This window comes from Streptomyces sp. NPDC098781, assembly GCF_044759995.1.
Lineage (GTDB): Bacteria > Actinomycetota > Actinomycetes > Streptomycetales > Streptomycetaceae > Streptomyces.
Genome location: NZ_JBIWAK010000006.1, coordinates 436,942 through 457,135 on the forward strand (window position 1 = coordinate 436,942; position 20,194 = coordinate 457,135).

Annotated in this window: 19 protein-coding genes; 4 read left to right on the plus strand and 15 right to left on the minus strand. The window is 68.9% G+C overall.

Annotated features, from left to right (window positions below):
• Positions 1-5 precede the first annotated feature (5 nt).
• The 12 genes from nuoL to ACIQWG_RS26480 are packed head-to-tail and all read right to left on the minus strand — an operon-like array spanning position 6 to position 12,797.
• Positions 6-1,919: an NADH-quinone oxidoreductase subunit L gene (gene nuoL, locus ACIQWG_RS26425; protein ID WP_404100159.1), complete on the minus strand. Its 1,914-nt coding sequence runs from the start codon at positions 1,917-1,919 to the stop codon at positions 6-8.
• Positions 1,920-1,932: 13 nt separating this feature from the next.
• On the minus strand, positions 1,933-2,232 hold the full coding sequence (nuoK, locus tag ACIQWG_RS26430; protein WP_107904232.1) for an NADH-quinone oxidoreductase subunit NuoK: 300 nt from the start codon (positions 2,230-2,232) through the stop codon (positions 1,933-1,935).
• Complete coding sequence (locus ACIQWG_RS26435) at positions 2,229-3,071, minus strand: NADH-quinone oxidoreductase subunit J (protein ID WP_404100161.1); 843 nt, start codon at positions 3,069-3,071, stop codon at positions 2,229-2,231. Before ACIQWG_RS26435 ends, nuoK begins: the two co-directional genes overlap by 4 nt.
• Entirely contained in the window at positions 3,068-3,709 is a 642-nt protein-coding gene (nuoI, locus tag ACIQWG_RS26440) for an NADH-quinone oxidoreductase subunit NuoI (RefSeq protein WP_404100163.1), read from the minus strand. Before nuoI ends, ACIQWG_RS26435 begins: the two co-directional genes overlap by 4 nt.
• Positions 3,702-5,066, minus strand: a complete 1,365-nt coding sequence (gene nuoH / locus ACIQWG_RS26445; protein WP_404100164.1) for an NADH-quinone oxidoreductase subunit NuoH — start codon at positions 5,064-5,066, stop codon at positions 3,702-3,704. The genes nuoI and nuoH overlap by 8 nt, the downstream gene beginning before the upstream one ends.
• A complete protein-coding gene (locus ACIQWG_RS26450) occupies positions 5,063-7,567 on the minus strand; it encodes an NADH-quinone oxidoreductase subunit G (RefSeq protein ID WP_404100165.1) in 2,505 nt (834 codons plus the stop codon). Before ACIQWG_RS26450 ends, nuoH begins: the two co-directional genes overlap by 4 nt.
• Positions 7,564-8,913: an NADH-quinone oxidoreductase subunit NuoF gene (nuoF, locus tag ACIQWG_RS26455; RefSeq protein ID WP_404100167.1), complete on the minus strand. Its 1,350-nt coding sequence runs from the start codon at positions 8,911-8,913 to the stop codon at positions 7,564-7,566. Before nuoF ends, ACIQWG_RS26450 begins: the two co-directional genes overlap by 4 nt.
• Positions 8,913-9,785, minus strand: coding sequence for an NADH-quinone oxidoreductase subunit NuoE (gene nuoE / locus ACIQWG_RS26460; RefSeq protein ID WP_404100168.1), 873 nt, complete (start codon positions 9,783-9,785; stop codon positions 8,913-8,915). The genes nuoF and nuoE overlap by 1 nt, the downstream gene beginning before the upstream one ends.
• A complete protein-coding gene (locus tag ACIQWG_RS26465) occupies positions 9,782-11,104 on the minus strand; it encodes an NADH-quinone oxidoreductase subunit D (protein ID WP_404100170.1) in 1,323 nt (440 codons plus the stop codon). The genes nuoE and ACIQWG_RS26465 overlap by 4 nt, the downstream gene beginning before the upstream one ends.
• Positions 11,101-11,871, minus strand: a complete 771-nt coding sequence (locus tag ACIQWG_RS26470; protein ID WP_404100171.1) for an NADH-quinone oxidoreductase subunit C — start codon at positions 11,869-11,871, stop codon at positions 11,101-11,103. The genes ACIQWG_RS26465 and ACIQWG_RS26470 overlap by 4 nt, the downstream gene beginning before the upstream one ends.
• Positions 11,868-12,422: an NADH-quinone oxidoreductase subunit B family protein gene (locus tag ACIQWG_RS26475; protein WP_010041554.1), complete on the minus strand. Its 555-nt coding sequence runs from the start codon at positions 12,420-12,422 to the stop codon at positions 11,868-11,870. The genes ACIQWG_RS26470 and ACIQWG_RS26475 overlap by 4 nt, the downstream gene beginning before the upstream one ends.
• Before the next feature lie 15 nt (positions 12,423-12,437).
• A complete protein-coding gene (locus tag ACIQWG_RS26480) occupies positions 12,438-12,797 on the minus strand; it encodes an NADH-quinone oxidoreductase subunit A (protein ID WP_033319564.1) in 360 nt (119 codons plus the stop codon).
• Between the two features lie 714 nt (positions 12,798-13,511).
• Between ACIQWG_RS26480 and ACIQWG_RS26485 the strand changes: the two genes are divergently transcribed.
• Complete coding sequence (locus ACIQWG_RS26485; RefSeq protein ID WP_404100173.1) at positions 13,512-14,345, plus strand: C40 family peptidase; 834 nt, start codon at positions 13,512-13,514, stop codon at positions 14,343-14,345.
• 136 nt (positions 14,346-14,481) lie between these two features.
• On the opposite strand, the gene ACIQWG_RS26490 is transcribed toward ACIQWG_RS26485, so the two are convergent.
• Entirely contained in the window at positions 14,482-16,308 is a 1,827-nt protein-coding gene (locus ACIQWG_RS26490) for an FAD-dependent oxidoreductase (RefSeq protein ID WP_404100175.1), read from the minus strand.
• A gap of 108 nt (positions 16,309-16,416) precedes the next feature.
• Between ACIQWG_RS26490 and def the strand changes: the two genes are divergently transcribed.
• Positions 16,417-17,070 (plus strand): peptide deformylase, encoded by a 654-nt coding sequence (def, locus tag ACIQWG_RS26495; RefSeq protein ID WP_404100177.1) that lies wholly within the window; start codon positions 16,417-16,419, stop codon positions 17,068-17,070.
• On the opposite strand, the gene ACIQWG_RS26500 is transcribed toward def, so the two are convergent.
• The gene (locus ACIQWG_RS26500) at positions 17,045-18,379 is read right to left on the minus strand and encodes a geranylgeranyl reductase family protein (protein ID WP_404100179.1); all 1,335 of its coding nucleotides are present in this window, start codon (positions 18,377-18,379) and stop codon (positions 17,045-17,047) included. The genes def and ACIQWG_RS26500 overlap by 26 nt on opposite strands.
• A gap of 20 nt (positions 18,380-18,399) precedes the next feature.
• Here ACIQWG_RS26500 and ACIQWG_RS26505 point away from each other — a divergent pair, with 20 nt between their 5' ends.
• Entirely contained in the window at positions 18,400-18,933 is a 534-nt protein-coding gene (locus ACIQWG_RS26505) for a GNAT family N-acetyltransferase (protein WP_404100181.1), read from the plus strand.
• A gap of 250 nt (positions 18,934-19,183) precedes the next feature.
• Complete coding sequence (locus ACIQWG_RS26510; RefSeq protein ID WP_404100183.1) at positions 19,184-19,495, plus strand: PASTA domain-containing protein; 312 nt, start codon at positions 19,184-19,186, stop codon at positions 19,493-19,495.
• On the opposite strand, the gene ACIQWG_RS26515 is transcribed toward ACIQWG_RS26510, so the two are convergent.
• Positions 19,482-20,177, minus strand: coding sequence for a demethylmenaquinone methyltransferase (locus ACIQWG_RS26515; protein WP_404100185.1), 696 nt, complete (start codon positions 20,175-20,177; stop codon positions 19,482-19,484). The genes ACIQWG_RS26510 and ACIQWG_RS26515 overlap by 14 nt on opposite strands.
• Positions 20,178-20,194: the final 17 nt, after the last annotated feature.

Below are 20,194 nucleotides of genomic sequence, written 5' to 3' on the forward strand. Positions count from 1 at the left end.
CGGTATCAGACCGCCCTCATCAGCAGGGTCGCGGCGATGAGGATCGCCACACCGCCGAACATCGAGACCGCGTACGACCGCGCGAAGCCGTTCTGAAGCCTGCGCATCCGTCCGGACAGGCCGCCGACCGAGGCCGCCGTGCCGTTGACGACACCGTCGACCAGGGTGTGGTCGACGTACACCAGGGAGCGTGTGAGGTGCTCGCCGCCGCGGACGAGGACGACGTGGTTGAAGTCGTCCTGGTACAGGTCGCGCCGGGCGGCCCGGGTGAGCACCGACCCGCGCGGGGCGACGGCCGGGACCGGGCGGCGGCCGTACTGGCCGTAGGCGATGGCGACGCCGATGACCATGCACGCGACCGTGGCGCCGGTGATCGCTCCCGCGCTGAGCGGCGCGTCCCCGTGGTCGTGCCCGGTGATGGGCTCCAGCCAATGGATGAAGCGGTCACCGATGCTGAAGAACCCACCGGCGGCCACCGAGCCGACGGCCAGCACGATCATGGGGATCGTCATGACCTTGGGCGACTCGTGCGGGTGCGGTTCGTTGCCCTGCTCATCCGGCTGCCAGCGCTTCTCGCCGAAGAACGTCATCAGCATCACGCGCGTCATGTAGAACGCGGTGATGGCCGCGCCCAGCAGCGCGCAGCCGCCGAGGATCCAGCCTTCGGTGCCGCCCTTGGCGAACGCCGCCTCGATGATCTTGTCCTTGGAGAAGAAGCCGGACAGGCCCGGGAAGCCGATGATCGCGAGGTAGCCGAGGCCGAACGTCACGAAGGTGATCGGCATGTACTTGCGCAGGCCGCCGTACTTGCGCATGTCGACCTCGTCGTTCATGCCGTGCATGACCGAGCCGGCGCCGAGGAACAGCCCGGCCTTGAAGAAGCCGTGCGTCACCAGGTGCATGATCGCGAAGACGTAGCCGATGGGGCCGAGGCCCGCCGCGAGGACCATGTAGCCGATCTGCGACATGGTCGAGCCGGCCAGCGCCTTCTTGATGTCGTCCTTCGCGCAACCGACGATCGCACCGAAGAGGAGCGTGACGGCACCGACGATCGTGACGACCAACTGGGCGTCGGGCGCCGCGTTGAAGATCGCGCCGGAGCGGACGATCAGGTAGACGCCCGCGGTCACCATCGTCGCGGCGTGGATGAGGGCCGAGACCGGAGTCGGGCCCTCCATCGCGTCCCCGAGCCAGGACTGAAGCGGCACCTGGGCGGACTTGCCGCAGGCGGCGAGCAGCAGCATCAGGCCGATCGCGGTGAGCTTGCCCTCGCTCGCGTCGCCGACCAGGCCGGGCTCCCCCTCGCCGCCGAGCAACGGCCCGAAGGCGAAGGTGCCGAACCAGAAGAACATCAGCATGATCGCGATCGACAGGCCCATGTCGCCGACGCGGTTGACCAGAAAGGCCTTCTTCGCGGCCGTGGCGGCGCTGGGCTTGTGCTGCCAGAAGCCGATGAGCAGGTAGGACGCGAGACCGACGCCCTCCCAGCCGACGTACAGCAGCAGGTAGTTGTCGGCGAGGACGAGCAGCAGCATCGCCGCGAGGAACAGGTTCAGATAGCCGAAGAAGCGGCGGCGCCGCTCGTCGTGCTCCATGTACCCGACCGAGTACAGGTGGATCAGTGAGCCGACACCGGTGATCAGCAGCACGAACGTCATCGACAGCTGGTCCAGGCGGAAGGCGACGTCCGCCTGGAAGCCCTCGACCTGGATCCAGCTGAACAGGTGCTGGGTGAGGGTCCGGTGTTCGGCGTCCTTGCCCAACAGATCGGCGAAGAGGATCACGCCGAACACGAAGGACACGGAGGACAGGAGCGTGCCGATCCACTGACCGGCGGCGTCCAGCCGACGGCCGCCGCACAGCAGCAGGGCCGCTCCGAGCAAGGGCGCCGCGATCAGCAGCGCAATCAGGTTCTCCACGTTTTCCGACCCCTCAGAGCTTCATCAGGCTGGCGTCGTCGACCGAGGCCGAATGGCGGGAACGGAACAGGGACACGATGATCGCGAGCCCGACGACGACCTCCGCGGCGGCGACGACCATCGTGAAGAAGGCGATGATCTGGCCGTCGAGATTGCCGTGCATCCGGGAGAACGCGACCAGCGTGAGATTGCAGGCGTTGAGCATCAGCTCGATGCACATGAAGACGACGATCGCGTTGCGCCTGATCAGCACGCCGGTGGCACCGATCGTGAACAACAGGGCCGCGAGATAGATGTAGTTGACCGGGTTCACTTCGACGCCTCCTCCGGTCGCTTGAAGGTCGACGGCTCGATCGCGGTCCGCTCCAGCCGGTCCTCCGCGCGCTGTTCCAGCGCCCGCAGGTCGTTGAGCGCCTCGGTGGACACGTCACGGATCTGGCCGCGCTCGCGCAGCGTCTTGCTGACCGTGAGGTCGGACGGGGTGCCGTCGGGCAGCAGGCCCGCGATGTCCACGGCGTTGTGCCGGGCGTACACGCCGGGGGCCGGCAGCGGCGGGATGTACTTGCCTTCCCTGATGCGCTCCTCGGACATCTCGCGCTGGGTCTTGGCCCGCTCGGTGCGCTCGCGGTGCGTGAGCACCATGGCGCCGATCGCGGCCGTGATCAGCAGGGCGCCGGTGATCTCGAAGGCGAAGACGTACTTGGTGAAGATGAGGGCGGCGAGGCCCTCCACATTGCCGTTCGCGTTCGCCCGGGCGAGGCCGTCGAACTCCGTCAGGGAGGCGTTGCCGATCCCCCCGATCAGCAGGATGCCGAAGCCGAGGCCACAGAGAAGGGCCAGCCAGCGCTGGCCCTTGATGGTCTCCTTCAGGGAGTCCGCGGCCGTGACACCGACGAGCATCACCACGAACAGGAACAGCATCATGATCGCGCCGGTGTAGACGACGATCTGCACGATCCCCAGGAAGTAGGCGCCGTTGGCGAGGTAGAACACCGCCAGGACGATCATGGTGCCGGCCAGGCAGAGCGCGCTGTGCACGGCCTTCTTCATGAAGACGGTGCACAGCGCGCCGATGACGGCGACAGTGCCGAGGATCCAGAACTGGAAGGCCTCTCCGGTGGAGGTGGAGTAGGCGGCGAGCTGCGAGGTCATCGGCCGATCACCTTCCCCGACGCCGGCTCGGTCCCGCCGAAGGTCGAGTCGCCCTCCTGCACGACCTCGCCCTTGGAGTGGGCGACCTGCTGCTCCGTGCCGGGCGCTGCCTCCGTCACGAGACCCCGGTAGTAGTCCTGCTCGTCCGTCCCCGGGTAGATCGCGTGGGGGCTGTCGACCATGCCGTCCTCGAGACCGGCGAGCAGCTGTTCCTTGGTGTAGATGAGGTTGGCTCGGCTGGAGTCGGCCAGCTCGAACTCGTTGGTCATCGTCAGCGCGCGCGTGGGGCACGCCTCGATGCACAGGCCGCACAGGATGCAGCGGGCGTAGTTGATCTGGTACACGCGCCCGTACCGCTCGCCCGGCGAATAGCGCTCCTCGTCGGTGTTGTCGGCGCCTTCCACATAGATGGCGTCGGCGGGGCAGGCCCAGGCGCACAGCTCGCAGCCGACGCACTTCTCCAGGCCGTCCGGATGGCGGTTGAGCTGGTGCCGTCCGTGGAAGCGGGGAGCGGTGGTCTTCTGCTGCTCCGGGTACTGCTCGGTCAGCCGCTTCTTGAACATGGCCTTGAAGGTCACGCCGAAGCCTGCGACGGGGTTCATGAAACCGGGCTTGGTCTCCTTGGGCTCCTCAGCCATCGGACGCCTCCTTTCCATCCAGAGATCCGTCACTCTGAGTATCGGGCCCACCACTGACAATCAGCTCCCGCTCCCGGTGCGAGCGGCGTCGCGGCACCGGCGGCAACTCCTGTCCCGGCAGCGGCGGTACGGGGAATCCGCCCGCCATCGCGTCGAACGCGGCCGGTTCCTCGGCGGCCGGCTCGGCCCCCTTCGCCTTCTCGCGGAACATGTCGGCGATGAAGGAGAGCAGGAGCAGGGCGAGGACGCCGCCGCCGACGTAGAGGGCGATGTCGGCGAAGTCGTAGTTCTCGTTGCGCAGGGTCCGCACGGTCGCGACGAGCATCAGCCAGACGACGGAGACCGGGATGAGGACCTTCCAGCCGAGTTTCATCAGCTGGTCGTAGCGGACGCGGGGCAGGGTGCCGCGCAGCCAGATGAAGAAGAACAGCAACAGCTGGACCTTGATCACGAACCAGAGGAGCGGCCACCAACCGTGGTTGGCGCCCTCCCAGAAGGCGCTGATCGGATACGGCGCCCGCCAGCCGCCCAGGAAGAGCGTCACCGACACGGCCGAGACCGTCACCATGTTCACGTACTCGGCGAGCATGAACATCGCGAACTTGATCGACGAGTACTCGGTGTTGAAGCCGCCGACCAGGTCGCCCTCGGACTCCGGCATGTCGAAGGGGGCGCGGTTGGTCTCGCCCACCATCGTCACGATGTAGATCAGGAAGGACACCGGCAGCAGCACGATGTACCAGCGGTCCTGCTGCGCCTCGACGATCGCCGAGGTCGACATCGACCCGGAGTAGAGGAACACCGACGCGAAGGCGGCGCCCATGGCGATCTCGTACGAGATCATCTGCGCACAGGAGCGCAGGCCGCCGAGCAGCGGGTAGGTGGATCCGGAACTCCAGCCCGCGAGCACGATGCCGTAGATGCCGACCGAGGCCACCGCGAGGATGTAGAGCATCGCGATCGGCAGGTCGGTGAGCTGCATCGTGGTGCGCTGGCCGAAGATCGAGATCTCGTTGCCGGCCGGGCCGAAGGGGATCACCGCGATCGCCATGAAGGCCGGGATGGCCGCGACGATCGGCGCGAGGACGTAGACCACCTTGTCCGCGCGTTTGACGATGACGTCTTCCTTCAGCATCAGCTTGATGCCGTCGGCGAGCGACTGGAGCATGCCCCAGGGGCCGTGCCGGTTGGGCCCGATGCGCAGCTGCATCCAGGCGACGACCTTGCGCTCCCAGACGATGGAGAACAGCACGGTCACCATCAGGAAGGCGAAGCAGAACACCGCCTTGATGACGACCAGCCACCAGGGGTCGCGGCCGAACATCGAGAGGTCTTCAGCGGCGAGGAAAGGGCTCATGCCTCCACCTCCTCGGGGGCCTCGGACCCGAGGGTCGCCGGGCCGATGCGGACGAGTGCGCCGGGCAGCGCCCCGGTGTCGGAGGCGACGCCACGGCCCACGGAGTTCAGCGGGAGCCACACCACGCGGTCGGGCATCTCCGTGATCTGAAGCGGTAGTTCCACGGACCCTGCGGTCCCGGTCACGGCGAGCAGGTCGCCGTCCTTCACCCCGGCCTCGGCTGCCGTCGCGGCCGACACGCGCGCGTGGGCGGCGTGCCGGGTCCCGGCGAGCGCCTCGTCGCCCTCCTGGAGGAGGCCCTGGTCGAGGAGCAGCCGGTGCCCGGCGAGGACGGCCTCACCGGCGGCCGGCCGCGGCAACTGGGCCGCGCTCTCGAAGGGTTCGGTACCGCGCGGTCCGTCCCAGCCGCCGAGCCGGTCGATCTCCGCGCGCGTGGTGCGCAGATCCGGCAGGCCCAGATGTACGTCCATGGCGTCGGCCAGCATTTGCAGCACCCGGCCATCGGTCGGCGCCAGGCGGCGGGTCATCTGGTCGGGCTTGAGCGCGGCCTCGAAGAAGCGCACCCTGCCCTCCCAGTTGAGGAAGGTGCCGGCCTTCTCGGCGACCGCGGCGACCGGCAGCACCACATCGGCCAGCTCGGTCACCTCGCCGGGCCGCAGCTCCAGCGACACCACGAAGCCGACCTCGCCGAGCGCCTCACGCGCGCGTGCCGGGTCGGGCAGGTCGGCGACCTCGACGCCGGCGACCAGCAGGGCCTGGAGTTCGCCGGTCGCGGCGGCCTCGATGATCTGGCCGGTGTCGCGGCCGTAGCGCAGGGGCAGTTCGGCCAGACCCCAGACGGCGGCGACCTCCTCACGCGCGCGCGGGTCGGTCGCGGGACGTCCACCCGGCAGCAGCGACGGCAGCGCGCCCACCTCGACGGCACCGCGCTCCCCCGCCCGGCGCGGGATCCAGACCAGTTCGGCGCCGGTCGCGGTGGCGGCCCGTACGGCGGCGGTGAGCCCGCCCGCCACGGAGGCCAGCCGCTCGCCGACGACGATCATCGCGCCCTCGGTGCGCAGCGCCTCGGACGCCAGCGCGCCGGCCTCGTCCAGGCCGACCCCGCCGGCCAGGGCGTCCAGCCACTCGGTCTCGGTACCCGGAGCGGCGGGCAGCAGGGTGCCGCCGGCCTTCCCCAGGCCGCGGGTGGCGTGCGTGGCGAGCGAGAAGACCTTCTGACCGTGCTTGCGCCAGGCCTTGCGCAGCCGCAGGAAGACGCCGGGCGCCTCCTCCTCTGCCTCGAACCCGGCCAGCAGGACGGCCGGCGCCTTCTCCAGGGCGGCGTACGTGCCACCCGTACCGTCCAGGTCGCGGCCGTGACCGGCGACCCGGGCGGCGAGGAAGTCGGTCTCCTCGCCGCTGTGCACGCGCGCGCGGAAGTCGATGTCGTTGGTGTCGAGCGCCACGCGCGCGAACTTGCTGTACGCGTAGGCGTCCTCGACGGTGAGCCGGCCGCCGGTCAGCACACCGGTGCGGCCGCGTGAGGCGAGCAGCCCCTGCGCGGCGATCTGCAACGCCTCCGGCCAGGAGGCCGGTTCGAGGTCGCCCTCGGCGTTGCGCACGAGCGGGGTCTGGAGCCGGTCGCGCTGCTGGGCGTAGCGGAAGCCGAACCGCCCCTTGTCGCAGATCCACTCCTCGTTGACCTCGGGGTCGTTGGCCGCGAGGCGCCGCATGACCTTGCCGCGCCGGTGATCGGTGCGGGTGGCGCAGCCGCTGGAGCAGTGCTCGCACACCGACGGCGAGGAGACGAGGTCGAAGGGGCGGGAGCGGAACCGGTACGCCGCCGAGGTGAGCGCGCCGACCGGGCAGATCTGGATGGTGTTGCCGGAGAAGTACGACTCGAACGGGTCGCCCTCGCCGGTGCCGACCTGCTGGAGCGCGCCCCGCTCCAGCAGCTCGATCATCGGGTCGCCCGCGACCTGGTTGGAGAAGCGGGTGCAGCGGGCGCACAGCACGCACCGTTCGCGGTCGAGGAGAACCTGGGTGGAGATCGGGACGGGCTTCTCGAACGTCCGCTTCTTGCCTTCGAAGCGTGACTCGGCCTGGCCGTGCGACATGGCCTGGTTCTGAAGGGGGCACTCGCCGCCCTTGTCGCAGACCGGGCAGTCCAGCGGGTGGTTGATGAGGAGCAGTTCCATCACACCGTGCTGTGCCTTCTCGGCCACCGGTGAGGTCAGCTGCGTCTTGACGACCATGCCGTCCGTGCACGTGATGGTGCAGGACGCCATCGGCTTGCGCTGACCCTCGACCTCGACGATGCACTGCCGGCAGGCGCCGGCCGGGTCGAGGAGCGGGTGGTCGCAGAAGCGGGGGATCTCGATGCCGAGCTGCTCGGCGGCCCGGATGACCAGGGTGCCCTTGGGCACGCTGATCTCGACGCCGTCGATCGTGAGCGACACGAGATCTTCCGGCGGGACCGCCGCCTCTCCCCCTCCGGAGGGAGCGCTGGTGGTCACAGTCATGCGTTCACCTCCGTGCGGTGGTCGGCCCAGGCCGTCGACCTGGCCGGGTCGAAGGGGCAGCCACGGCCCGTGATGTGCTGCTCGTACTCCTCGCGGAAGTACTTCAGCGAGGAGAAGATCGGCGAGGCGGCGCCGTCGCCGAGGGCGCAGAAGGACTTGCCGTTGATGTTGTCGGCGATGTCGTTCAGCTTGTCGAGGTCGCTCATCACGCCCTTGCCGGCCTCGATGTCGCGGAGCAACTGCACGAGCCAGTAGGTGCCTTCGCGGCAGGGGGTGCACTTGCCGCAGGACTCGTGGGCGTAGAACTCGGTCCAGCGGGTGACGGCGCGCACGACGCAGGTCGTCTCGTCGAAGCACTGCAAGGCCTTGGTGCCGAGCATGGAACCGGCGGCGCCCACCCCCTCGTAGTCGAGGGGGACGTCGAGGTGCTCGTCGGTGAACATCGGCGTCGAGGAACCGCCCGGCGTCCAGAACTTCAGGCGGTGGCCGGGACGCATACCGCCGCTCATCTCAAGGAGCTGGCGGAGTGTGATGCCGAGCGGGGCCTCGTACTGTCCGGGGCTGGCGACATGGCCGCTGAGCGAGTAGAGCGTGAAGCCCGGGGACTTCTCGCTGCCCATCGACCGGAACCATTCTTTGCCCCGCTGCAGAATCGCGGGAACCGACGCGATCGACTCGACGTTGTTCACAACAGTCGGGCAGGCGTAGAGACCTGCCACCGCAGGAAAGGGGGGACGCAGCCGCGGTTGTCCACGGCGGCCTTCGAGCGAGTCGAGCAGCGCGGTCTCCTCACCACAGATGTACGCGCCGGCGCCGGCGTGCACGGTGAGTTCGAGGTCCAGTCCGCTGCCGAGGATGTTCTCGCCGAGGAAGCCGGCCGCATAGGCCTCGCGCACGGCCTCGTGCAACCGCCGCAGAACGGGGACGACTTCACCACGCAGATAGATGAAGGCATGCGAAGACCTGATGGCATAACACGCGATGACAATGCCCTCGATGAGGCTATGCGGGTTCGCGAAGAGGAGCGGAATGTCCTTGCACGTTCCGGGCTCCGATTCGTCGGCGTTGACAACTAGATAGTGCGGTTTTCCATCACCCTGGGGAATGAACTGCCATTTCATTCCCGTCGGGAATCCCGCGCCGCCGCGCCCGCGCAGACCGGAGTCCTTGACGTACGCGATCAGGTCGTCCGGCGACATGGCGAGCGCCTTGCGAAGTCCCTCGTACCCCTCGTGCCTTCGGTAGACGTCCAGCGACCAGGACCGGTCCTCGTCCCAGAAGGCCGACAGCACGGGTGCGAGCAGCTTCTCGGGGCTGTTTTCCTTCAGCTCGGGTGCCAACGTCATCACTCCCCCTCCTCGGCGACAGGCCCTGCCGGGTGGGCGGGGTCGGATGCCGACGTCTCATGCGGCGCGTCGTGCGAACTGAGGTGGTCGGTCGGCGACGGCTCGTGCACCGCCTTGTCCTGCGGCTCCTCGTGCGGGCCACCGTCGCGCGGATGGACCACGCGCGCGGGTGCGGCCTCTCCCCTGGCCAGGCGGAGGCCCACCAGCGACGCCGGTCCCGCACTGCCGCTCTCCTCGACGGCCCCGGGCCGCTCGTCGGGGAAGCCGGCCAGGATCCGCGCGGTCTCCTTGAAGGTGCACAGCCGCGCCCCGCGCGTGGGCTCGACGGGCCTGCCCTCGCGCAGGTCGTCGACGAGGCGCTTGGCGCTCGCCGGGGTCTGGTTGTCGAAGAACTCCCAGTTGACCATCACGACGGGCGCGAAGTCGCAGGCCGCGTTGCACTCGATGTGCTCCAGGGTGACCTTGCCGTCGCCGGTGGTCTCGCCGTTGCCGACGCCCAGGTGCTCCTGGAGCTCCTCGAAGATCGCGTCACCGCCCATCACCGCGCAGAGGGTGTTGGTGCAGACGCCCACCTGGTAGTCACCGCTCGGCTTGCGCCGGTACATGGTGTAGAAGGTGGCGACCGCGGTGACCTCGGCCGTGGTCAGCTCCAGTACGTCCGCGCAGAACTGCATTCCGGTGCGCGTGACATGCCCCTCCTCCGCCTGCACCAGGTGCAGCAACGGAAGGAGGGCGGACCGGGAGTCCGGGTAGCGGGCGATGAGCTCGCGCGCGTCGGTCTCCAGCCGGGCTCGGACGTCGTCCGGGTAGCCGGGCGCGGGCAGTTCGGGCATGCCCAGGCTGACGCCCCGCTCGGAAGAAGAGGTGGTCACCGGTCGACGCCTCCCATCACGGGGTCGATGGACGCTACGGCGACGATGACGTCGGCGACCTGGCCGCCCTCGCACATCGCCGCCATCGCCTGAAGGTTGGTGAAGGACGGGTCGCGGAAGTGGACCCGGAAGGGGCGGGTGCCGCCGTCGGACACGGCATGCACTCCGAGCTCGCCCTTGGGCGACTCGACGGCCGCGTACGTCTGTCCCGGCGGGACGCGGAAGCCCTCGGTGACCAGCTTGAAGTGGTGGATCAGGGCCTCCATGGAGGTGCCCATGATCTTCTTGATGTGGTCGAGGGAGTTGCCGAGCCCGTCGGGTCCCAGGGCGAGCTGGGCGGGCCAGGCGATCTTCTTGTCGGCGACCATGACCGGGCCGGGCTGGAGCCGGTCCAGGCACTGCTCGACGATCCCGAGCGACTGGCGCATCTCCTCCAGGCGGATCAGGAAGCGCCCGTAGGAGTCGCAGGTGTCGGCGGTCGGGACCTCGAAGTCGTAGGTCTCGTAGTCGCAGTACGGCTGCGTCTTGCGCAGGTCGTGCGGGAGACCGGTGGAGCGCAGGATCGGGCCCGTCGCGCCGAGGGCCATGCAGCCGGCCAGGTCGAGGTAGCCGACGTCCTGCATACGGGCCTTGAAGATGGGGTTCCCGGTGGCGAGCTTGTCGTACTCCGGGAGGTTCTTCTTCATCTTCTTCACGAACTCGCGGATGTGGTCCACCGCGCCGGGCGGCAGGTCCTGTGCGAGGCCGCCGGGCCGGATGTACGCGTGGTTCATCCGGAGGCCCGTGATGAGCTCGTAGATGTCGAGAATCATTTCACGATCACGGAATCCGTAGATCATGATCGTGGTGGCGCCGAGTTCCATGCCGCCGGTGGCGATGCACACCAGGTGGGAGGAGAGCCGGTTCAGCTCCATCAGGAGCACCCGGATGATCTTGGCGCGCTCGGTGATCTGGTCCTCGATACCGAGGAGCTTCTCGACGGCGAGACAGTAGGCGGTCTCGTTGAAGAAGGACGTCAGGTAGTCCATGCGCGTCACGAACGTGGTGCCCTGCGTCCAGGTCCGGTACTCGAGGTTCTTCTCGATGCCGGTGTGGAGGTAGCCGATGCCGCAGCGGGCCTCGGTGACCGTCTCGCCCTCGATCTCCAGGATCAGGCGCAGCACTCCGTGGGTGGAGGGGTGCTGGGGGCCCATGTTGACGACGATGCGCTCGTCGTCGGCGCGGGCCGCGGACTCGACGACCTCGTCCCAGTCGCCACCGGTGACCGTATATACGGTGCCCTCGGTGGTTTCGCGGGCGGATGCTGACTGCGTGCTCACGAGTACGACCTCCGCTGGTCCGGAGCCGGGATCTGGGCGCCCTTGTACTCGACGGGGATGCCGCCGAGGGGGTAGTCCTTGCGCTGCGGATGTCCCTGCCAGTCGTCCGGCATCATGATCCGCGTCAGCGCCGGGTGACCGTCGAAGACGATGCCGTAGAAGTCGTACGTCTCGCGCTCGTGCCAGTCGTTCGTCGGATAGACCGAGCACAGCGACGGGATGTGCGGGTCGCTGTCGGGGGCGCTGACTTCGAGGCGGATCAGCCGGTTGTGGGTGATCGAGCGCAGGTGGTAGACGGCGTGCAGCTCGCGGCCCTTGTCGCTGGGGTAGTGGACGCCGCTCACCCCGGTGCACAGCTCGAAGCGCAGGGCCGGGTCGTCGCGCAGGGTGCGGGCGACGCGGACCAGGTGCTCGCGTTCGATGTGGAAGGTGAGCTCGTCGCGGTCGACGACCGTCTTCTCGATGGCGTTCTCGGGCACCAGGCCCTGCTCCTCCAGCGCGCCCTCGAGTTCGTCGGCGACCTCGTCGAACCAGCCGCCGTAGGGGCGGCTCGTCGCTCCCGGGAGGCGGACCGAGCGGACGAGGCCGCCGTAGCCGGAGGTGTCGCCGCCGTTGTTGGCGCCGAACATGCCGCGCTGGACGCGGATCTCCTCACCGCCCTGGCCGCGCTGGCCGGGGAGGTTGGAGGCGGAGAGGTCCTTCTCGGGGTTGACCCCGTTGGACCCGTTCGCCCCGTTCGCTCCGTTGGTGCCGTTCGCGTCGCTCACCGCAGCAGCCCCTTCATCTCGATCGTGGGCAGGGCCTTGAGCGCCGCTTCCTCTGCCTCGCGGGCCGCCTCCTCGGCGTTCACGCCGAGCTTGGAGGTCTGGATCTTCTGGTGCAGCTTGAGGATGGCGTCCATCAGCATCTCGGGCCGTGGCGGGCAGCCCGGGAGATAGATGTCGACCGGGACGATGTGGTCGACGCCCTGGACGATCGCGTAGTTGTTGAACATGCCGCCCGAGGAGGCGCAGACCCCCATGGAGATCACCCACTTGGGGTTCGGCATCTGGTCGTAGACCTGCCTGAGCACCGGCGCCATCTTCTGACTGACCCGGCCGGCGACGATCATCAGGTCGGCCTGGCGCGGGGATCCGCGGAAGACCTCCATGCCGAAGCGCGCCAGGTCGTAGCGGCCGGCGCCGGTGGTCATCATCTCGATGGCACAGCAGGCGAGGCCGAAGGTGGCCGGGAAGACGGACGACTTGCGCACCCAGCCCGCGGCCTGCTCGACGGTGGTCAGCAGGAATCCGCTCGGCAGCTTTTCTTCGAGTCCCATGTCTTTAAAGGCCCCTCAGTCCCATTCCAGGCCGCCGCGCCGCCAGACGTACGCGTACGCGACGAAGACGGTGAGCACGAAGAGCAGCATCTCCACGAGCCCGAAAACCCCCAGGGCGTCGAAGGTGACGGCCCAGGGGTAGAGGAAGACGATCTCGATATCGAAGATGATGAAGAGCATCGCCGTCAGGTAGTACTTGATCGGGAAGCGCCCGCCACCGGCCGGCGTGGGGGTCGGCTCGATACCGCACTCGTAGGCCTCGAGCTTGGCCCGGTTGTACCGCTTCGGACCGATCAGCGTGGCCATGACCACGGAGAAGATCGCAAAGCCTGCCCCGAGGGCTCCCAGTACGAGGATGGGCGCATACGCGTTCACCGCTCCTCGCTCCTCTCAGTCGGCACTGACTGCTGGCGGTTGCACTGGGCTCACAGCCGCCCCACCAGTCCCACGAGCCCCGCTCGTCCCGGCGAAGATCGAGAACATGTGAAGCAGGTCACAAGCCCAACTGCCTCGCATCCTATGCCCGCCGCTCTGTGATCTGCGACACGGGGTATTACACAAGCTTTGTGATCTCCACCACCTGACGAAGGATCATGAAGGTGGATGAGCGGTGATCTTCACACGAGAAGCGTCCGAGTGATCACCAGAGGTGACATTTTCGCTCGTCGGCGCAGCTCGGAGGGGTCGTCTCAATATCAAGAGAGTTCTCTTGCATGCAAATTGGTGCTGGACGGGACGTCTTGGTAGAGGAACCCGTTCACACATCAGAGGGAGGCTCGCGAGCGGATGTGGACGCGTGCACGCATTCACGAGCGACGGCGGTCGCAATCCACGCACGGGACGCGCACGTACCCGTAACCGTTGCGTGACCTCCGCCACATCGATGAGAGGTCCATGAGAACCGGGCTTGGCCACCGGTCCCAACCAGTGGTAAGCGATGGGCAATTCGGACTTAATGATGAAAGGCCGTGATCACGGGCAGGGTGAATGACGCCCGCAATGTCCGTTACGGCGTCAATAGGGGGCGCTGGGCCGGGAATTTTGGGGCTCCGTTGAACAACTGTGGCGCAGCACACGTTTCTTGAAGGTATGGAGGAGCCCCTGATACCCGTTGTTCTCATGTCCCACACCGCTCACATACGCAGCCACCGGAAGCCCCGCCGCACCGCGACGACGACCATCGCGATGCGCGCCGGAGTTGCCGGTGGCGTCCTCAGCATGGCAGCGGCAGGTGCTGCGGCCACGGCGAACGCCGCCGAGCCGGTTACGCAGACCATCGAACTGCCCACCCTGACGGGTGACATGGCGGACCAGCTCGCCCAGTCCGCCGACGCCACCCAGTTGGCGGCGGCGAACTACGAGCTCGACGCCGAGCGTGACGCGGCCGCCGCCGCGGCTGCCAAGGAGGCCAAGAAGGACCTCGCGGAGGCCAAGAAGAAGGCCGAGGCGAAGAAGAAGGCGGAGGAGGCCCGCAAGGCCGCCGCCGCGGAAGCCGCCTCCCGCAGCACGGAGCGGGCCACCCTGTCCGCCTCCGCGTCCACGAGCACCGATGTGGCGGCTCCCGCCAGCGGCAGCGTCGGCACGGTCATCGCCTTCCTCCAGGCCCAGGTGGGCGACGCGTATGTCATGGGCGCCACCGGCCCCAACGCGTGGGACTGCTCCAGCCTGGTCCAGGCGGCGTTCAAGCAGGTCGGCGTCGATCTGCCGCGTGTCTCGCAGGACCAGTCGATGGCCGGCACCGACATTCCGCTCTCGCAGATCCAGGTCGGCGACATCCTCTACTGGGGTGGCAAGGGCTCGGCGTACCACGTGGGCGTCTACATCGGTAACGGCCAGTACCTGGACGCGGCCAACCCCTCCAAGGGCGTCGTCATCCAGGACCTGTCCGGGTACCCGGCGTCGGGCGCGGTTCGCGTCCTGTAGTCGCGGGGACATCTCCGTAAGGGCCGCAGCCGCTCGGGGGCAGCGGCCCTTACGTCTCGGCCGGGCGCGCCTCGGCCCGGCCCGGTGCGCCTCGGCCCGGCACGGTTCAGTCCGGCACGGCCCATTCCGGCACGGCTCAGCCGAGGTCGAAGGTGTTGGGCAGGCCCAGCCGGTGGCGCACCTCGTCGACCCGCTTCAGCGGCTCCAGCTCCGGCGGCCGGTACAGCTCCCAGATCCGGCAGCGCTCGGCGTCCGAATTGTCCGCATCCAGAAGCGCGTTGACCGCAAGCCGCGCCGATTCGTTCGCGCCCTCCATCGTCGCCAGGTCGACGTCCGTGCGGACGTAGTCGCCCGCGAGGAAGAAGTTGGGGACCGTCGTGCGGGCCGTGGGGCGATTGTGGAGCGTTCCCGTGGGGTGGACGAGGAGCTGCTCGCGGTTCCGCGGCTCGGGGCCGCCGAGGCCCGTCACCGCCGGGTCCATGAACCAGCCCAGGCGGTCCTCGTCGCGGAGCACGGTCTTGCCGGAGTCGTTCAGGCCGTCCTTCAGTTGGGCCCAGAGTTCGGCGACGACCTCCTCCTTGGTGCACTCCCTGGCCGTCTTGCCGTACAGGATGCCCGGCTTGTCCCACTCGGAGATGATCGCGGAGAGACAGTCGTGGGCGCGTCCGTCGCCGTAGTCGCGCGAGAAGTCCCGGCCGTCCCAGAACTGCGCCTGGCCGACGCCGGTCACCGACCAGGGTGAGTCGAGGCAGTTGATGTGGCCGTGCACGACCGGGGTGGGCGTGCGCAGATAGAACATCACGCCGGTCATCCAGTCGGTCTTCAGGGCGTCGCAGCGCGCGAGCTGCGGGTCGGCCGCGCGCAGCCCCGGGCCCCAGGTCGGGCGGGCGTGCTCGACCGGCAGCGCGCAGACGTAGTGGTCGGCGGTGACGGTGCGTTCCGCGCCGCCGTCGCGGGCGGAGACCCGGGCGCCGGTCACTCGGCCGCCGTCGTAGCGGACCTCGTGGACCTGGGTGCCGAGGACGAAGTCGACGCCGAGGGAGCGCAGGTGGGCCTCCCAGGGGTCGATCCATGCCTCGCTCGTGGGGGCATTGAGGACCCGGTCGATGTCGGCGTCGCCGTCCATGCCGCGGCCGAGCAGGCCCCACAGGAGCAGCGCCTCGATGATCACGCGGCCGACGGTCCGGGTCGACGCCACCTCCGCGCGCGTGGCGACGAGATTGCGGGTCTGGCCGATGCCGAGGAGGGTCTGGTACTCCGCGCTCATCTCCCCCGCGCGGATGAAGTCCCACCAGGCGACGTTCTCCCACTGTGCCTCGCGACGGGCGTCGCAGCTGGTCAGGTGGACGAGGAGGCGGTCGGCGAAGTAGGCGACCTCGTGGGCGGGCAGGCGGGTGCCGAGGTCCAGTACCGACAGGAGCTGGTCGCGGATCCAGCCGAGGGTGAGGTCGCCGGGGCGGGGCGCAGTGGTGACGCGGCGCAGTGGGAAGTGCAGATCGGGACGGTCGCCCGAGCGGGCGAAGAGGGCCTCGGTGCCGCTGACGAGGTTGTCGTGGACGCCGTGCGCGTTGCCGGGGACGGGGATGCGGCGCATGGTGTCCGGGAGGTTCCGGTAGAAGCCGGGGAAGAAGCGGAAGCCGTGCTCGGCGGGGAGGTCGGCACGTCCGCCGGCCGCCGTGCCCGGGACGGGCATCGAGCGGGCCTTGCCGCCGAGGGTGTCGTAGTACTCGTAGACGGTGACGGCGTAGCCGCGTTCGGCGAGTTCCTGGGCGGCGCTCAGGCCGGAGACCCCGCCGCCGAGGACGGCCACCCGTTTGCCCGCCGCCGCACGCGCGCTGCCCGCGGGCCATAAGGCGAGCGCTCCGGCCACCGACCCGGCGCCGGCCAGGAAGCGTCTGCGGGTGTGGCCGGATCGTGTGTGACCTGTCTGCTCCTGGGGCGCCCGCGTCTGTTCTGTTGTCATGAGTCCCGGAGGGTAGGGAGGGCCGGCGCAGGCAGGAAGCCCGGTCCGGGCCCGGCCACAGCATCCTCACAACCCGCTGCGAAAGACCGACAGAAGGAGAGAACCGCCATGCCCAGCGTGTTTGTCCAAGGCAGGCCCGTCGAGTCGTATCCGCCGCTCGCGCCCGAGGCCCGGCGCGGGTCGGTGCGCAGGATCACCGAGACGGGTGAGGCGGTGTTGCACAAGCCGTGCCGCGATGTGACCGAGTTCGGACCCGATCTCGCCGCGCTCATCGACGACATGTTCCTGACGATGTACATCGCCGACGGTGCCGGACTCGCGGCGAACCAAGTCGGCGTGGACCTGCGGCTGTTCGTGTACGACTGCCCGGACGACGACGGGGTCCGGCACGTCGGGCACATCGTCAATCCGGTGCTGGAGCCGCTGGAGGCCTCGCAGCGCAGGCTCCTCGACGACTCCGAGGGCTGCCTGTCGGTGCCGGGAGCGGTGATGGACGTACCCCGTCCGGACCGGGCCGTGGTGCGCGGGTTCGACAAGGACGGTGAGCCGGTCGTGATCGAGGGCACCGGGTACTTCGCCCGTTGTCTGGCGCACGAGGCCGATCACTGCGCCGGACGCGTCTATCTGGACCGGCTCTCGGATCGGGAGCGCCAGGAGGCGGTGCGGCAGATGGCGGACCGGCGCGACGAGGTGCTCGCCCGCCGGGCCGCCAACATCGAGGCGGCGAAGCGCCTGCTCACGCCTTCGGGGCCACCTTGCTGAGGCCGTTGATGATGCGGTCCATCGCGTCGCCGCCGGTGGGGTCGGTGAGGTTCGCGAGCAGCTTCAGCGTGAACTTCATCAGGAGCGGGTGGGTCAGACCGCGCTGGGTGGCGATCTTCATGACCTTCGGGTTGCCGATCAGCTTCACGAAGGTGCGGCCCAGCGTGTAGTAGCCGCCGTAGGTGTCCTTCAGGACGCGCGGGTAGCGCTGGAGGGCCATCTCGCGGCTCGCGGGCGTCGGGCGGGCGTGGGCCTGGACGATGACGTCGGCGGCGATCTGGCCGGACTCCATGGCGTAGGCGATGCCCTCGCCGTTGAAGGGGTTCACCAGGCCGCCGGCGTCGCCGACCAGCAGCAGGCCCTTGGTGTAGTGGGGCTGCCGGTTGAAGGCCATGGGCAGGGCGGCGCCGCGGATGGGCCCGGTCATGTTCTCCGGCGTGTAGCCCCAGTCGGCCGGCATCGAGGCGCACCAGGCCTTCAGGACCTCGCGCCAGTCCAGCTCCTTGAAGGAGTCGGAGGTGTTGAGCACGCCCAGGCCGACGTTCGAGGTGCCGTCGCCCATGCCGAAGATCCAGCCGTAGCCCGGCAGCAACCGGTCCTCGGGACCGCGGCGGTCCCACAGTTCCAGCCAGGACTCCAGGTAGTCGTCTTCGTGGCGGGGGCTTTCGAAGTACGTCCGTACGGCCACGCCCATCGGGCGGTCCTCGCGCCGGTGCAGGCCCATCGCCAGGGAGAGGCGGGTGGAGTTGCCGTCGGCGGCCACGACCAGCGGCGCGTGGAAGGTGACCTCGCGCTTCTCCTCGCCGAGCTTGGCGTGGACGCCGGTGATCCGGCCGGTGCGGTCGTCGATGATCGGGGCGCCGACGTTGCAGCGCTCGTAGAGCCGGGCGCCGGCCTTCTGGGCCTGACGGGCGAGTTGCTCGTCGAAGTCGTCGCGCTTGCGGACGAGGCCGTAGTCGGGGAAGGAGGCGAGATCCGGCCAGTCCAGCTGGAGCCGCACCCCTCCGCCGATGATCCGCAGGCCCTTGTTGCGCAGCCAGCCGGCTTCCTCGGAGATGTCGATGCCCATCGCCACGAGCTGTTTGGTGGCCCGCGGGGTGAGTCCGTCGCCGCAGACCTTCTCGCGCGGGAACTCGGTCTTCTCCAGGAGCAGTACGTCGAGTCCGGCCTTGGCGAGGTGGTACGCGGTGGTGGAGCCGGCTGGCCCCGCGCCGACGACGATCACATCGGCGGTGTTTTCGGAGAGGGGCTCGGTCACGGCGGGATCTCCCCAAGGTTCGAAATCTGCGTGCCGACCGGCACTGGACATGGGCAGTCTATTCAGCAGAATTGATCACCCGGCTGAAGGGCTGCCCTGTGAACCGAGCTCTCCCCGAAGTACGGCTGCGTGTGCCCACCGACGAGGACGCGGTCGCCTGGCACCGGGTCTTCGCCCACCCGGACGTCATGGAGTTCCAGGGCGGCAGGTCCGCGGAGCTCTCCGTCTACGAGGAGCTCACCGCCCGCCAGCGCCGGCACGACGCCGAGCGGGGGTTCTGCCTGTGGACCATGCTCGACGAGCACGAGCGGGTCATCGGCTTCACCGGAGCCCAGCCGTGGGAGCAGGAGTGGGGTCCCAGGGGCGAGATCGAGATCGGCTGGCGGCTCGGGCGGGAGTTCTGGGGCCAGGGGTATGTCACCGCGGCCGCGCGGATGACGCTGGAGCGGGTGCGGGCGGCCGGGGTGCCGGAGGTGGTGGCGATGGTCGACGCCCGCAACGCACGGTCGATCGCGGTGACGCGGCGGCTGGGGATGGAGCTGGCCGAGGTGTTCACCACGGCGGACGCCCAGCACAAGGGGCACTGCTACCGGCTGGGGCTCTGAAGGACCGAGTCGGCCTCTCACGGTCGATCCGTGGGCGCCGATTCAGGAGGCCCCGATTCACGAGGCCTCGATTCTGGAGGCCCCGATTCAGGAGGCCTCGATTCTGGAGGCCCTGATTCCGGATTCTTCACCTTGTGTAATCAACTGTTGCAGAAAGGCACTTGAAGCTTCCGGACGCCACCCCCGTGCGGTTACTCTGCCAGTACCGCTGGGGGTGACATCTGTGCGCATAACACCCAAAACGCCCGAGGTGCGGGTACCGAAACTCGTCGGACTGATGGCCATGGACGCGCGCGAGGCGGCCAAGTCCCACGGCCTGATCCTCACCGCACCGGACCGGACGGACTTCCACCTCACCGTCGTCGACTACGTCGTACGTCAGTATCCCCAGCCGGGTGCCGAAGTGCCGCGGGACTCGATGGTCTACATCTGGTTCGACTTCGGCGAAGGCGAGGGCGGCGGAGGCGTACGCGAGCCTCGGGTACCGCGGCCGCCCGGGGGCGGGATGCAACGCGAACTCGACGAGCCCGGCGACCCCTACCCCGTGGTCAGCTCTGCTTGAACCCGCGGTGCAGGGCCACGACCCCACCCGTCAGATTCCGCCACGCCACCTTCGACCAGCCCGCCTTGCGCAGCCGCTCGGCGAGGGCCGGCTGGTCGGGCCAGGCGCGGATGGACTCGGCGAGATAGACGTAGGCGTCGGGGTTGGAGGACACCGAGCGCGCGACCGGGGGCAGGGCGCGCATCAGGTACTCGGTGTAGACGGTGCGGAAGGGCGCCCAGGTCGGGTGCGAGAACTCGCAGATCACGACCCGTCCGCCGGGCCGCGTCACCCGGTACATCTCGCGCAGGGCGGAGTCGAAGTCCTGGACGTTGCGCAGCCCGAAGGAGATCGTCACGGCGTCGAAGGTGTCGTCCTTGAACGGCAGCCGCGTCGCGTCGCCCGCCGTGAACGGCAGCCAGGTGTGCTTGCGCTTGCCGACCTGGAGCATCCCGAGCGAGAAGTCGCACGGGACGACATAGGCACCGGTCTGCGCGAAGGGCAGCGAGGAGGTGGCCGTCCCGGCGGCCAGGTCGAGGACCTTCTGCGCCGGGCGGGCGTCGACTGCCTTCGCGACCTCCTTGCGCCATCTGCGGTCCTGGCCGAGCGACAGCACGTCGTTGGTCAGGTCGTACCGTTCCGCCACGTTGTCGAACATCGAGGCGACTTCGTGCGGCTGCTTGTCCAGGGATGCGCGGGTCACGGGCCCATTGTGGCAGT

Excerpts from the sequence above, each read along its gene's own strand:
- nuoH (WP_404100164.1), bottom strand. The coding sequence starts at position 5,066 with ATGAGCCCTTTCCTCGCCGCTGAAGACCTCTCGATGTTCGGCCGCGAC.
- ACIQWG_RS26500 (WP_404100179.1), bottom strand. The coding sequence starts at position 18,379 with ATGTCCAGTGCCGGTCGGCACGCAGATTTCGAACCTTGGGGAGATCCC.
- ACIQWG_RS26485 (WP_404100173.1), top strand. The coding sequence starts at position 13,512 with ATGGAGGAGCCCCTGATACCCGTTGTTCTCATGTCCCACACCGCTCAC.
- ACIQWG_RS26435 (WP_404100161.1), bottom strand. The coding sequence starts at position 3,071 with ATGACCTCGCAGCTCGCCGCCTACTCCACCTCCACCGGAGAGGCCTTC.
- nuoF (WP_404100167.1), bottom strand. The coding sequence starts at position 8,913 with ATGACGTTGGCACCCGAGCTGAAGGAAAACAGCCCCGAGAAGCTGCTC.
- ACIQWG_RS26475 (WP_010041554.1), bottom strand. The coding sequence starts at position 12,422 with ATGGGACTCGAAGAAAAGCTGCCGAGCGGATTCCTGCTGACCACCGTC.
- nuoI (WP_404100163.1), bottom strand. The coding sequence starts at position 3,709 with ATGGCTGAGGAGCCCAAGGAGACCAAGCCCGGTTTCATGAACCCCGTC.
- ACIQWG_RS26490 (WP_404100175.1), bottom strand. The coding sequence starts at position 16,308 with ATGACAACAGAACAGACGCGGGCGCCCCAGGAGCAGACAGGTCACACA.
- def (WP_404100177.1), top strand. The coding sequence starts at position 16,417 with ATGCCCAGCGTGTTTGTCCAAGGCAGGCCCGTCGAGTCGTATCCGCCG.
- ACIQWG_RS26450 (WP_404100165.1), bottom strand. The coding sequence starts at position 7,567 with ATGACTGTGACCACCAGCGCTCCCTCCGGAGGGGGAGAGGCGGCGGTC.